The sequence below is a fragment of the Streptomyces botrytidirepellens genome (assembly GCF_003721215.1).
In the GTDB taxonomy this organism is placed as follows: Bacteria; Actinomycetota; Actinomycetes; order Streptomycetales; family Streptomycetaceae; genus Streptomyces; species Streptomyces himastatinicus.
This window is the reverse complement of the sequence record NZ_RIBZ01000774.1, coordinates 1-11,417: the sequence shown is the minus strand read 5'-3', so window position 1 is coordinate 11,417 and position 11,417 is coordinate 1. Positions and strand designations below refer to the sequence as shown.

General features: G+C 73.8%; 11 protein-coding genes and 1 riboswitch. Of the genes, 6 read left to right on the top strand and 5 right to left on the bottom strand.

Going from position 1 to position 11,417, the window contains the following annotated elements; translation table 11 throughout:
- Positions 1 to 1,041, top strand: a 1,041-nt coding sequence (locus EEJ42_RS39475) for a phytoene desaturase family protein (protein ID WP_148082185.1), incomplete at its 5' end; no start/stop codon positions are given.
- A 61-nt stretch (positions 1,042 to 1,102) separates the two neighbouring features.
- Here EEJ42_RS39475 and EEJ42_RS39470 read toward each other — a convergent pair.
- The 5 genes from EEJ42_RS39470 to EEJ42_RS39450 all read right to left on the bottom strand — a co-directional run bounded on the left by EEJ42_RS39470 (position 1,103) and on the right by EEJ42_RS39450 (position 5,688).
- The gene (locus EEJ42_RS39470; RefSeq protein WP_123106974.1) at positions 1,103 to 2,086 is read right to left on the bottom strand and encodes a chromosomal replication initiator protein DnaA; all 984 of its coding nucleotides are present in this window, start codon (positions 2,084 to 2,086) and stop codon (positions 1,103 to 1,105) included.
- A gap of 40 nt (positions 2,087 to 2,126) precedes the next feature.
- Complete coding sequence (gene metF, locus EEJ42_RS39465) at positions 2,127 to 3,044, bottom strand: methylenetetrahydrofolate reductase [NAD(P)H] (protein WP_123106973.1); 918 nt, start codon at positions 3,042 to 3,044, stop codon at positions 2,127 to 2,129.
- 121 nt (positions 3,045 to 3,165) lie between these two features.
- Positions 3,166 to 3,813, bottom strand: a complete 648-nt coding sequence (thiE, locus tag EEJ42_RS39460) for a thiamine phosphate synthase (protein ID WP_123106972.1) — start codon at positions 3,811 to 3,813, stop codon at positions 3,166 to 3,168.
- A gap of 151 nt (positions 3,814 to 3,964) precedes the next feature.
- A complete protein-coding gene (locus EEJ42_RS39455) occupies positions 3,965 to 4,330 on the bottom strand; it encodes an Rv2175c family DNA-binding protein (RefSeq protein ID WP_123106971.1) in 366 nt (121 codons plus the stop codon).
- A 125-nt stretch (positions 4,331 to 4,455) separates the two neighbouring features.
- The gene (locus EEJ42_RS39450; protein WP_123106970.1) at positions 4,456 to 5,688 is read right to left on the bottom strand and encodes an NAD(P)/FAD-dependent oxidoreductase; all 1,233 of its coding nucleotides are present in this window, start codon (positions 5,686 to 5,688) and stop codon (positions 4,456 to 4,458) included.
- A 195-nt stretch (positions 5,689 to 5,883) separates the two neighbouring features.
- Positions 5,884 to 5,997, top strand: a riboswitch (TPP riboswitch).
- Between EEJ42_RS39450 and thiO the strand changes: the two genes are divergently transcribed.
- From thiO to pknB, 5 genes are all read left to right on the top strand, one after another.
- The gene (thiO, locus tag EEJ42_RS39445) at positions 5,996 to 7,228 is read left to right on the top strand and encodes a glycine oxidase ThiO (protein ID WP_123106969.1); all 1,233 of its coding nucleotides are present in this window, start codon (positions 5,996 to 5,998) and stop codon (positions 7,226 to 7,228) included. (Overlaps the previous riboswitch by 2 nt.)
- A complete protein-coding gene (thiS, locus tag EEJ42_RS39440) occupies positions 7,225 to 7,425 on the top strand; it encodes a sulfur carrier protein ThiS (protein ID WP_123106968.1) in 201 nt (66 codons plus the stop codon). Before thiO ends, thiS begins: the two co-directional genes overlap by 4 nt.
- A gap of 5 nt (positions 7,426 to 7,430) precedes the next feature.
- Positions 7,431 to 8,261 (top strand): thiazole synthase, encoded by an 831-nt coding sequence (locus EEJ42_RS39435; RefSeq protein ID WP_123106967.1) that lies wholly within the window; start codon positions 7,431 to 7,433, stop codon positions 8,259 to 8,261.
- Positions 8,262 to 8,307: 46 nt separating this feature from the next.
- Positions 8,308 to 8,778 (top strand): SRPBCC domain-containing protein, encoded by a 471-nt coding sequence (locus EEJ42_RS39430; protein WP_246097652.1) that lies wholly within the window; start codon positions 8,308 to 8,310, stop codon positions 8,776 to 8,778.
- 86 nt (positions 8,779 to 8,864) lie between these two features.
- Positions 8,865 to 10,781, top strand: a complete 1,917-nt coding sequence (gene pknB, locus EEJ42_RS39425) for a Stk1 family PASTA domain-containing Ser/Thr kinase (protein ID WP_123106965.1) — start codon at positions 8,865 to 8,867, stop codon at positions 10,779 to 10,781.
- Positions 10,782 to 11,417 lie beyond the last annotated feature (636 nt).

Here is an 11,417-nt window from a genome sequence, read left to right as displayed (position 1 = left end):
GGCGGCCGTCCGCGGGTGCCCAGCCTGGCCGAGGTGGCGCGGCGGGAGCTGGCGGATCCGCGGGCCGCCGCCCTGCTGGAGAGCCATGCGCTCGCGCACGGCCTGGACCCGCGCACCGCCCCCGCGAGCGCCACCGTGCTGCCCTATGTGGAGCAGACCTTCGGCGCCTGGTACGTCGGCGGCGGGATGCGGGCGCTCGCCGACGCGCTGTACGAGCGCTGCGGCAAGCGGAAGGTGGAGTTCTGCTTCGAGGCGGAGGTCACCGGCATTGTCGAGAAGGACGGCCGGGCGGCGGGCGTCGAGCTGGCCGACGGCACGGTCGCCGAGGCGGACGCGGTGGTCGCGGGCATCGACCCGGCACTGCTGCCCGCCCTGCTCGGCGGCCAGGAGCCCTGGCGGGAGGGCGAGGACGTCACGCCCGGGCCGGGGCCCGGCACCGCTCCGCCCGGCCGCCTCACGGTCTTCCTGGCCCTGCGCGGCGGCCGCCCCGACGACGCGGTGCACCGGACCGTGGTGCACGCCCCGGACCGGGAGGCGGAGCTGACCGCCGTCTTCGGCACGGAGGGCGACGGGGACCTGCGCGAGCCCTGCCCGCGCCCCACGGTGACCGTGCTGCGCCCGGACGATCCGGCGACCCGCCCCGATGACGACCACGAGGCCGTCACCCTCAGCGCGGTCGTCGCCCCGCACGGACCGGTCGACTGGACCGGCGGGGAGGCCGCCGCGCGGGGCGCGGACCGGCTGATCACGGCCGCGGAGGCGGCGATACCGGGGCTGGGGGACCGGATCCTGTGGCGCGAGGTCCGCACCCCCCGCGACATCGCCGCCGACACCGGTGTCGCGGGCGGCTCCGTGCCGGGCCCGGCACTGGCCGGTGCGGAGGGCCGGTATCTGCGCCCGGCCAACCTCACCCGGCTCCCGGGCCTCTATCTGGCGGGCGGCTGGTCCCACCCGGGCGGCGGGCTGGCCCACGCCGGGATGTCGGGTGCGCTGGTGGCGGGCCTGATCGTCGAGGGGCAGGACTGGCGCGGCTCACAATGAGCGGCGCCGGTCCCGGCCCGCGTCGGAAGCGGGCCGGGACCGGCGTGCGTGAAGGTGTGCGTCAGAAGCGGTACTGCTCGTCGTACCCCTGCTGGAAGCCGCCCTGCTGCTGGTAGGGGTACGGCGGCTCGTCCTGCTGGGCGGGCGGGGTGTCGCCCTCGCGCTGCTGCGGGACCCAGGAGCCGCCCGGCTCCATCGCGTCGGCGCCCGGGGGGTACTGCTGCGGGGAGCCGTACGAGGCGTCCGCCGCGTAGTGGTCGCCGCCGTACCCACCGGCGGCGTACGGGTCCTGCTGGTAGCCCGCGTACGGATCGGGGTACTGCGCCTGTGCGTAAGGCTGCTGGCCGTAGGACTGCTGGTCATAGCCACCCGCGTACGGGTCCTGGCCGTAGGCCGCGTACGCCTGGTCCTGGTAGCCGTACTGCGCGGCGTCCGCGTACACGTCCTGCTGCTGGCCGTAGCCCACGTCGGCGTAACCCTGGTCCTGAACGCCCGGAACGCCCTGGACACCCTGGCCGTCCTGCGTGCCGTACCCGGCGTACGTCTCGTACGCGCTGTACCCGGCGTTCGGGTCCGCGTAGGCGCCGGAGGCGGGGGTGAACGGGGACGGGTCCTCGTAGACGCCGTACTCGCTGGTGTCGTCCGGCATCGGCTCCGGCCGGTAGGTGGGCGGCTCGGGCCGCGAGACCGGGACGTCCTCCAGGTCCGAGACCTGGAGCATCGGCTCGGGCTCCGGGCCCTCCGGCCCGGGGTCGCGCTCGCGCCCCCGGCCGAGCCCCGGCACCCCGGGGATGCTCTCCAGCGCCCAGCCCATCTCGAAGCCGCGGCGGAAGGAGAGCGTGACGTAGGTCTGGCCGATCGCGAAGGCGATCGCGCCGATCGCGATCACCACCACCGAGGGGATCAGCACCCCCACGACCACGCCCAGAAAGCCGACGAACGCCAGCAGCCGCCAGCGCAGCCGCGCCTTGTACTGAAGGAGTACCTCTCCCAACAGCCACAGCGCCACGACGCCGAAAGCGATGTAGAGGACCGTCCAGCCCATGCCCGCCCCTCTCAGTGCGGCTGCCCCTTGGCCGCCGTCATCAGGACCGCTGGTGCAGTCCCAGATTCTTGTAGATTTCCAGCGTCGCCGTGGAGTGGTTCAGGGTAATGAAATGAAGCCCGGGGATCTCCTCGGCCATCAACCGCGCGCACAGCTCCGTCGCGTAGTCGATCCCGATCGAGCGTACAGCCGCCGCGTCGTCCTTGACCGCCAGGATGCGTTCGGCCAGCTCCGGCGGGAAGGCGGCGTTGCTGAGCTGCGCGAACCGCTCGATCTGCTTGACGTTCGTGACCGGCATGATCTCAGGGATGATCGGTGTCGTACAGCCCGAGGCCGCGACCCGGTCGCGCAGCCGCAGATAGTCCTCCGGGTAGAAGAACATCTGGGTGATCGCGAAGTCGGCGCCCGCGCGGCACTTGTCGACGAAGTGACGGATGTCGGTGTCCCAGTCCGTCGAGCGCGGGTGCATCTCGGGGAAGGCGGCGACGCCGACGCAGAAGTCGCCCGACTCCTTGATCAGGCGGACCAGCTCGGCGGCGTAGGTGATGCCGTCGGGGTGTCTGACCCACTCGCCCATGGGGTCGCCGGGCGGGTCGCCGCGCAGGGCGAGCATGTTCCGGATCCCGGCGTCGGCGTACTGGCCGATGATGTTGCGCAGGTCGGCGAGGGAGTGGTTGACCGCGGTCAGGTGGGCGACGGGGGTCAGGGTGGTGTCGGTCGCGATCTGCTCGGTGGCGCGGACGGTGCCCTCACGGGAGGAGCCGCCCGCGCCGTACGTCACGGAGACGAAGGTCGGTGAGACGGCCTCCAGTCGGCGGATGGCGTTCCACAGTGTGTGCTGCCCCTTGTCCGTTTTGGGGGCGAAGAATTCGAAGGAATACGACTGCTCGCCCGAAGCGAGCAGGTCACGCACGGTAAGGGCTCGATCAGTCCTGGTGGAAGCGGTGCCTAGGGCCATACGGGAAGGTTAGCCAGCAGGGTGGTCGGCGCCCACCCGGCAACGTGGTTATGGGGGTTTTGCCAGGCTCTTGTCCGCAATGCGGACAGGATGATCGAGCCGGGCTCAACCCCGACACCCGTTAGACATCTGCTGCTCGCACGCGCTTCGCCAGGGATTCCGTGGCCGCCGCCGGGTCCTCGGCGTCGGTGATGGCCCGCACCACGACGATCCGGCGCGCTCCCGCCTCCAGCACCTGGTCCAGGTTGGACGCGTCGATGCCGCCGATCGCGAACCAGGGCCGGGCCGGGCGCCGGGCGGCCGCGTGACGGACCAGGGAGAGACCGGGGGCGTGGCGGCCCGGCTTGGTGGGGGTGGGCCAGCAGGGGCCGGTGCAGAAGTAGTCCACGCCGGGCTCGGCGAGGGCCGCGTCCACCTCGGCCTCCGCGTGCGTGGAGCGCCCGATCAGCGGGCCGTCGCCGAGGATGGCGCGGGCCGCCGGGACGGGCAGGTCGCCCTGGCCCAGGTGGAGCACGCCGGCACCGGCGGCGTGGGCGACGTCCGCCCGGTCGTTGACGGCGAGCAGCTTGCCGTGGCGGCGGCAGGCGTCGGCGAAGACGGCGAGGTGGTCCAGCTCCTCGGCGGCCTCCATGCCCTTCTCCCGCAGCTGGACGATGTCCACCCCGGCCGCCAGCACGGCGTCCAGGAACTCCGGCAGGTCGCCCTGGCGCTTGCGCGCGTCGGTGCACAGGTAGAGGCGGGCGTCGGCCAGCTGCTCGCGTGCGGTCATGGGTGGGTTTCCCCCCGGATCGTGCGGCGTACGGGCAGGGTCGGCCCCGCCCGTACGCCTGGTGGTTCAGAAGCGGTTCTGAGCTGTTCTGAAGGGGATCAGAAGTGGATCAGACGTGGATCAGAAGTGGTTCGGAGAACGGCGGGCGAGGTCAGACGGCGAGCGCCTGCGCGCGCCGCTTCACTTCCGTGCCGCGATTCTCGCGCAGCGCCTGGGCCGGGGTGCCCGGCAGGCTCGGGTCAGGGGTGAAGAGCCACTCCAGCATCTCCTCGTCGCTGAAGCCGTCGTCCTTGAGCAGTGTCAAGGTCCCCACGAGGCCCTTGACGACCTTTCCGTCACCGATGAAGTCCTCGGGCACCTGGAGCACCCGGTTCTCGCCACGGCGCACCGCGATCAGCTGGCCCTCCTTGACCAACTGCCTCACGCGGGTCACCTCGACGCCGAGCCGGTCGGCGACGTCGGGGAGAGTGAGCCAGGCGGGGACGAGAGCATCGATCTTTGCGTCAATCTCGGTCACAGAACAAGCCTGCCATCTGGGACTGACAGTGGGTAGCCGGGCGTCCGCCGTGCGGGCCGCCGAGTGCGGGGGCCCGCCCGGTGCCGCCGGGCCCCGCACCCCTGCTCACCGGGGGTACCGGCGGGTCACAGAACGGCCGACTTCAGCGGCACCGACGGATCCGTGGCCCGGGTCCGGTCCAGCCGGGCGCCGCGTTCGATCAGCTTGCGGCCCTGGGCCAGATCGCGCGGACGGCCGACCGCCAGCAGGGCGACCAGGGCCCCGTCCCGCAGCCAGCACACCGACCAGGCGGCGCCGTCCGGGTCGCCCCGCCAGACCAGTTCGTCGGCGTCCGAGTGGTGTCCCGCGTACTGCACGAACCGCCCGAACTGCTCGGACCAGAAGTACGGCACCGGGTCGTAGACCTGGCCGGGGAAGTGCGCGGTCCGGCTGCCGACCACGTTGGCGGCGACCGTCCGCGGTCCCTGGAGCGCGTTGTCCCAGTGGTGCACCAGCAGCCGGGTCCCGTAGCGGGCGGACGGGAAGGACGCGCAGTCGCCGACGGCGTACACATCGGGCGCGGAGGTGCGCAGCCCCGCGTCGGCGGCGATGGACCGGTCCGCGGCGAGTGCGACGCCCGAACCGGCCAGCCAGCCGGTCGCGGGCCGGGCGCCGATGCCGACGACCACCGCACCGGCCCGCAGCCGGGTGCCGTCGCCGAGCACGAGCCCGTTTTCGTCGAGCGCGGTGACGCGGGCGCCGGTGACCAGGGTGGCGCCGTAGTCCGCGTACCAGCCGGTCATGTGGGCGGCGACCTCCGCCGGGAGGGCGCCCGCCAGCGGCCGGTCCGCGGCCTCGACGACCGTCACCGTGCAGCCCGCCTCGCGGGCCGCGGTCGCGAACTCCGCGCCGATCCAGCCCGCCCCGACCACCACGATCTCCTGCTGGGCGGCGAGCACCGGGCGCAGCCGTTCGGCGTCGTCCAGGGTGCGCAGCAGATGGACGCCGGGCACGCCCTCGCTGCCGGGCAGGGCGACCGGCTCGGCGCCGGTGGCGATCACCAGGACGTCGTACGGGATCGGGCCGGACCCGGTCTCGACCGTGCGCCCGTCCGTGTCCAGCCCGGTCACCGGGACGCCGAGGCGCAGCCCGATGCCGAGCGCGGCGAAGTCCACGTCGAACGCGGACCCTTCGGCCTTGCCGAGCAGCACGGCCTTGGACAGCGGCGGCCGGTCGTACGGCTGATGGGGCTCAGCTCCCAGCAGCAGGATCTCCCCGGTCCAGCCCTGCTCCCGCAGCGCGACGGCGGTCTGCACCCCCGCCATGCCCGCGCCGACGATCACCACCCGCTGTCCGCCGCCACCCGCCGAGGACGCCATCGTCTTCGTCGTCTCATCGCTCACACGATCACTGTATTGCGGCAGGTGGGGCGGACCGGAGAGCGCACGACGAGATCTCGGGCACAGCCCGACGGGCCGGACGGCCCGTCGTACCGGGGAGCGCGGGCCTCGTGCCCGGCGCCGCCCGGGACGCTCCCTTCCGGGCGATTCGGGGCGCGTACTAGGGTGGCGGGACAGAGCACTCGCGGGAGCCCGGGCGCACCGGGCTGAGAGGGAGGCTGGCGCGGCCTCCGACCGTACGAACCTGATCCGGGTCATGCCGGCGAAGGGAGGGGGCGACCAGCCCATGCACACGCCACCCCACACCTCGAGCGAGACACCTCAGGGCAGCGCCGCACCGTACGACGTCCTCGTCATCGGCGGCGGCATCATCGGCCTGGTCACGGCCTGGCGGGCGGCCCAGCGGGGCCTGCGCACCGCCGTCGTCGACCCGGCGCCCGGCGGCGGGGCCGCCCAGGTCGCGGCCGGGATGCTGGCGGCCGTCACCGAGCTGCACTACGGCGAGCAGACCCTGCTCGGGCTGAACCTGGCCTCGGCGCGCCGCTATCCGTCGTTCGTGGCGGAGTTGGAGCAGGCGAGCGGCCATGACCTGGCCTTCCGTACCTGCGGGACGCTCTCGGTCGCGCTCGACGCGGACGACCGGGCCCATCTGCGCGAGCTGCACGACTTCCAGCAGCGGCTGGGACTGGACGCACAGTGGCTCACGGGGCGCGAATGCAGGCGCCTGGAGCCGATGCTCGCGCCGGGCGTGCGCGGGGGCCTGCGCGTCGACGGCGATCACCAGGTCGACCCGCGGCGGCTGGCGGCGGCGCTGCTGGCGGCGTGCGAACGCGCCGGGGTGGTCCTCCACCGCGTCCGCGCCGAGCGGCTGCTGCTGAACGACGACGGCGACCGCGCCACCGGGGCCGAGCTGGCCGACGGCGCGCGCACCCGGCTGACCGCCGGGCAGACCGTGCTGGCCGCGGGCAGCCTCAGCGGGCGGCTCCCCGGCGTGCCCGAGGAGGTCCTGCCGCCCGTGCGCCCCGTCAAGGGCCAGGTCCTGCGGCTGTCGGTGCCCGCCCCGTACGCGCCCTTCCTGTCCCGGACCGTGCGGGCCGTGGTGCGCGGCGGGCACGTCTACCTCGTCCCGCGCGAGAACGGCGAGCTGGTCGTCGGCGCGACCACGGAGGAGCTGGGCTGGGACACCACGGTCACCGCGGGCGGGGTGTACGAGCTGCTGCGCGACGCGCACGAGCTGGTGCCCGGCATCACCGAACTGCCGCTCGTCGAGACCTTGGCCGGGCTGCGCCCCGGCTCCCCCGACAACGCCCCGCTGCTCGGCCCGACCGAGCTGCCCGGCCTCCAGCTGGCCACCGGCCACTACCGCAACGGCGTCCTGCTCACCCCGATCACCGGCGACGTCATGGCCGAGGCGCTTTCCGGCGGCGAACTGCCGCCCGAGGCGCGGCCGTTCTCCCCGCGGCGCTTCGCGGCGACCCCGCCTCTCCCCACCGCAGCAGTACAGGAGCACACCGCATGACCGTGACCGTGAACGGCGAGCCCCGCGAGCTGCCCGACGGCACCACCCTCGACGGGGTCGTCGCGACCCTCACCCAGGCGCCCTCGGGCGTCGCCGCGGCCGTCAACGAGACGGTCGTCCCGCGCGGCCAGTGGCCCGCGACCCCGCTCGGCGACGGCGATCGCGTCGAGGTCCTCACCGCGGTCCAAGGAGGCTGACCCTCATGACGCACCCCACGACGCTGGATCAGGTCCTCACCGACGCCGATCCGCTCACCATCGCCGGTACGGCCTTCGGCTCCCGCCTGATCATGGGGACCGGCGGCGCGCCCAGCCTGGACGTCCTGGAGCGCTCGCTGATCGCCTCCGGCACCGAGCTGACCACGGTCGCGATGCGCCGCCTGGACCCCACGGTGCAGGGCTCGGTGCTGTCCGTACTGAACCGGCACGGCATCCGCCCGCTGCCCAACACCGCGGGCTGTTTCACCGCCGGGGAGGCCGTGCTGACCGCCCGGCTCGCCCGCGAGGCGCTGGGCACCGACTGGGTGAAGCTGGAGGTCGTCGCCGACGAGCGCACCCTGCTCCCCGACCCGATCGAGACGCTGGACGCCGCCGAGACCCTGGTGGACGACGGCTTCACGGTCCTGCCGTACACCAACGACGACCCGGTGCTGGCCCGCAAGCTGGAGGACGTCGGCTGCGCCGCGATCATGCCGCTGGGCTCGCCGATCGGCTCCGGCCTCGGCATCCGCAACCCGCACAACTTCCAGCTGATCACCGAGCGCGCCGGGGTCCCGGTGATCCTCGACGCGGGCGCGGGCACGGCGTCCGACGCGGCGCTCGCCATGGAGCTGGGGTGCGCCGCCGTCATGCTGGCCTCGGCCGTGACGCGCGCCCAGGAGCCGGTGCTGATGGCCGGGGCGATGCGGCACGCGGTCGCCGCGGGGCGGCTGGCGCACCGGGCGGGCCGCATCCCCCGCCGCCACTTCGCCGAGGCGTCGTCCCCGGCCGAGGGCCTGGCCGCGCTCGACCCGGAGCGGCCCGCGTTCGCGTAACGCGGGGATCCGGGGCGGCCTACCGTGGAATGCGGAGGTGGTCGCCGTGAGGGAGCCGACAGCCGTGACCGGGGCCGACCGGATCGAGCGCGAGGCGTACGTCCCCGCCCCCATCGACCGCGTCTGGCGGGTGCTGACCACGCCGGAGCACATCCGCACCTGGTACGCCCCCGGCGGCTGCGAGATCGACCCGCGTCCCGGCGGCACCGTCCGCTTCCGCTGGGACGAGCACGGGGAGTTCCACGGCCGGGTCGAGCGCGCGGTCCCCGACGCCCTCTTCCGCTTCCGGCTGGCCCACGCCCCCGACCGCGACCCGCTCGGCCCCGGCCAGTCCACCGTGGTCGAATTCACGCTCTCCCCGGAGGGCGCGGGCACCCGCCTCCGCCTCGCCGAGACCGGCATCCGCGCGCTCGACCTCCCGGACGAGGCCAAGGCCAAGCACGCCGAGTACGCCGCCCTGGCCTGGACCTCCGCCTTGGAGGAGCTGGCCGCCCTGGCCGCCGCCTCGCACAACTGACGCCGAGGTCACCGTTTCGTCGCAGTGCATACGGACATGGGGCGGGCGGCCCGACGCGGCGGTGACGGCTCGTAGACTGCGTTCTCGTGGATACGACGCTCCAGGACCCCCTCGTCGGGCAGGTGCTCGACGGCCGCTACCGCGTTGAGGCGCGCATCGCCGTGGGCGGGATGGCGACGGTCTACCGGGCCGTCGACACGCGGCTCGACCGCGTCCTCGCCCTGAAGGTGATGCACCAGAGCCTCGCCTCGGACGCCGCCTTCGTGGACCGCTTCATCCGCGAGGCCAAGTCCGTCGCCAGACTCGCGCACGCCAACGTGGTGGGCGTCTACGACCAGGGCACCGACGGCGCCCACGTCTACCTGGCCATGGAGTACGTCGCCGGCTGCACCCTGCGCGACGTGCTGCGCGAGCGCGGCGCCCTCCAGCCCCGTGCCGCGCTGGACATCCTGGAACCGGTGCTCGCCGCGCTCGGCGCCGCCCACCGCGCGGGCTTCGTCCACCGCGACATGAAGCCGGAGAACGTCCTGATCGGCGACGACGGCCGGGTCAAGGTCGCCGACTTCGGCCTGGTCAGGGCGGTCGACACCAACACCAGCGCGTCCACGGGATCCGTCCTGGGCACCGTGTCCTACCTCGCGCCCGAGCAGATCGAACACGGTACGGCCGACACCCGCGCCGACGTCTACGCGTGCGGCGTCGTCCTGTACGAGATGCTCACCGGCTCCAAGCCGCACGGCGGCAGCACCCCGGCGCAGGTCCTCTACCAGCACCTCCACGAGGACGTCCCGCCGCCGTCCGCCGCCGCGCCCGAGGTCGCGCCGGAGCTGGACGGACTGGTCGCCTCCGCCACCGCGCGCGATGTGGCGCTGCGGCCGGCGGACGCCGTCGAACTCCTCGGCCAGGTGCGGACGGCGCGGGCCGCCCTCACCGACGCCCAGCTCGACGCCGTACCGCCGCAGGCCCACGAGGACGCGCTCGGCGGCGGCTCCGAAGACCGTACGACGGTGATCCCGCGCCCGGCCGGGGCCGCCGGGGCCTCGGACGAGGTGAACCACACCAGCCGCCTGGACCTCCCCCCGGAGCCGCCCGAGCCGCGGCCACGCCGCCGCCTGCCGCGGCGCGGCGTGGTGACGATCGTCGCCGCCGTGCTGCTGGCGCTCGGCATCGGCGCCGGGGTCTGGTACATCAGCGCCGGGCAGTTCACCAATGTGCCGTCCGTGCTGAAGATGACCCGCCCGGACGCGGAGAAGAAGCTGCGCAACGCCGGTCTGGACGTGAAGGTCGTCCAGGATTACAGCGACGTCGTCGACAAGAACAAGGTCATCAGCACCAAGCCCGGCGTCGGCGAACGCATCCGCTCCACCGGCACCGTCACCATCCACGTCTCCCAGGGGCCGCCGCGGGCCGAGGTGCCCAACGTCGTCGGCCGCCCCCTCACCGAGGCCAAGGCGAAGATCGCCGACGCGGGGCTGAGGGTGGGCACCGTGACCCGCAGCTTCAGCACCGAGACCCCGCAGGGCTCCGTCCTCGCCACCACCCCCGGCCCGGACGCCGTCCGCCGCCCCGACACGCCCGTGAACATCGTGGTGAGCAAGGGCGAGCAGCTCGACATCCCGGACGTCATCGGCGACGACCCGTCCGACGCCCGGTCCGAACTGCGCGAGGCGGGCTTCAAGGTCAAGTTCGCCGAGCGCCGGGTGTTCTCGGAGGAGGACCGCGGCACGATCGCCGAACAGTCCCCGTCCGGCGACGAGGGCGCCAAGGGCGACACGATCACCCTCACCCTCTCCAAAGGCCGGCAGATGATCGAGGTCCCGGACGTCGAGGGCGACAACATCGACGACGCGAAGCGGGAGCTGGAGGCGGCGGGCTTCACGGTCAACGTCGACAAGCCGCTGCTGTTCCCGGGCGACACGGTGAAGGACCAGTCGGTGTCGGGCGGCGACAAGGCGCCGAAGGGAAGCGAGATCACGATCACGGTAAAGGGCGGCGTGTTCTAACCCCCGCCCGGTGGCCGGTGCCGGGGGTTTGTTCCCCGCCCCGCCCCTTCCCGCACCTGTCGATATGCGGCTCCGCCGCGTGGGAGGCTCCGCCCCGGCCCCCGGGTGGGGGCTCCGCCCCCACACCCCCGCTCCTCAAACGCCGGAGGGGCTGGATTTCGGGGCTCCGCCCCTGGGCCTCAAGCGGGTGCCGGGCCAGGTTTCGGGGTGCCGCCCCCGCCTCGTTCGTCGGCCGGACTGGGTTTCAGGGTGCCGCCCCGTCTCAAGCGCGGACCGGGCTGGGGTTAGTTTGGGGCTCCGCCCCGGACCGAACCCCACCGCGGTGGACGTGCCCACCTCCAGCCCCTCCGACCATCGAGGAACAGGGGCCAGGAGCCAAGCCCCACCTCCCAGCCCTTCCGGCGATCGAGGAGCCGGAACCAGGGGCCGTGCCCCAACCACAACAGCCCTCCGGCGATCGAGGAGCGGGGGTTGGGGGCCGAGCCCCGACCACCCAGCCCTCCGGCGATCGAGGAACAGGGGCCAGGGCGAGCGTGCCCCACATCCCAGCCCCCTCCGGCGACCAAGGAGCAGGGGCCGGGGCGGACATGCCCCACCTCCAGCCCCTCCGGCGATTGAGGAGCGGGGGTGTGGGGG

Bases quoted from the DNA above. Each gene is read 5' to 3' on its own strand.
- EEJ42_RS39470 (WP_123106974.1), bottom strand. From the start codon at position 2,086: ATGGGCTGGACGGTCCTCTACATCGCTTTCGGCGTCGTGGCGCTGTGG.
- metF (WP_123106973.1), bottom strand. From the start codon at position 3,044: ATGGCCCTAGGCACCGCTTCCACCAGGACTGATCGAGCCCTTACCGTG.
- thiE (WP_123106972.1), bottom strand. From the start codon at position 3,813: ATGACCGCACGCGAGCAGCTGGCCGACGCCCGCCTCTACCTGTGCACC.
- EEJ42_RS39450 (WP_123106970.1), bottom strand. From the start codon at position 5,688: ATGGCGTCCTCGGCGGGTGGCGGCGGACAGCGGGTGGTGATCGTCGGC.
- thiO (WP_123106969.1), top strand. From the start codon at position 5,996: ATGCACACGCCACCCCACACCTCGAGCGAGACACCTCAGGGCAGCGCC.
- thiS (WP_123106968.1), top strand. From the start codon at position 7,225: ATGACCGTGACCGTGAACGGCGAGCCCCGCGAGCTGCCCGACGGCACC.
- EEJ42_RS39435 (WP_123106967.1), top strand. From the start codon at position 7,431: ATGACGCACCCCACGACGCTGGATCAGGTCCTCACCGACGCCGATCCG.